1 rRNA gene (running past both ends of the window) is annotated in these 1,295 nt (G+C 56.8%); it reads right to left on the minus strand.

Annotation, left to right across the window (positions count from 1 at the left end):
• Window positions 1–1,295 (minus strand): 23S ribosomal RNA (locus tag ACFWB8_RS36665) (it extends past both window edges: 1,279 nt to the left, 729 nt to the right).

The raw sequence follows: 1,295 nt of genomic DNA on the forward strand, positions 1-1,295 counted from the left end.
AATCCGATCACCAGTGATGGCCCCCCTTCTCCCGAAGTTACGGGGGCATTTTGCCGAGTTCCTTAACCATAGTTCACCCGAACGCCTCGGTATTCTCTACCTGACCACCTGAGTCGGTTTAGGGTACGGGCCGCCATGAAACTCGCTAGAGGCTTTTCTCGACAGCATAGGATCATCCACTTCACCACAATCGGCTCGGCATCAGGTCTCAGCCTTAATGAGGGACGGATTTGCCTACCCCTCGGCCTACACCCTTACCCCGGGACTACCACCGCCCGGGCTGGACTACCTTCCTGCGTCACCCCATCGCTTACCTACTACAAGTCTGGTTCGTCGGCTCCACCACTTTCCTTTCCCCGAAGGGTCCGGAACGGCTTCACGGACTTAGCATCGCCTGATTCGATATTGGGCGTTTCAAAGCGGGTACCGGAATATCAACCGGTTGTCCATCGACTACGCCTGTCGGCCTCGCCTTAGGTCCCGACTTACCCTGGGCAGATCAGCTTGACCCAGGAACCCTTAGTCAATCGGCGCACACGTTTCTCACGTGTGTATCGCTACTCATGCCTGCATTCTCACTCGTGAACCGTCCACAACTAGCTTCCGCTGCTGCTTCACCCGGCACACGACGCTCCCCTACCCATCACAGCGGGCGTTGGCCCTATTGCTGCAATGACACGACTTCGGCGGTACGCTTGAGCCCCGCTACATTGTCGGCGCGGAATCACTTGACCAGTGAGCTATTACGCACTCTTTCAAGGGTGGCTGCTTCTAAGCCAACCTCCTGGTTGTCTCTGCGACTCCACATCCTTTCCCACTTAGCGTACGCTTAGGGGCCTTAGTCGATGCTCTGGGCTGTTTCCCTCTCGACCATGGAGCTTATCCCCCACAGTCTCACTGCCACGCTCTCACTTACCGGCATTCGGAGTTTGGCTAAGGTCAGTAACCCGGTAGGGCCCATCGCCTATCCAGTGCTCTACCTCCGGCAAGAAACACGTGACGCTGCACCTAAATGCATTTCGGGGAGAACCAGCTATCACGGAGTTTGATTGGCCTTTCACCCCTAACCACAGGTCATCCCCCAGGTTTTCAACCCTGGTGGGTTCGGTCCTCCACGAAGTCTTACCTCCGCTTCAACCTGCCCATGGCTAGATCACTCCGCTTCGGGTCTAGAGCGTGCAACTCAATCGCCCTATTCGGACTCGCTTTCGCTACGGCTTCCCCACACGGGTTAACCTCGCTACACACCGCTAACTCGCAGGCTCATTCTTCAAAAGGCACGCAGTCACGACCCC

This window comes from Streptomyces sp. NPDC060031, from assembly GCF_042736805.1.
GTDB lineage: Bacteria > Actinomycetota > Actinomycetes > Streptomycetales > Streptomycetaceae > Streptomyces.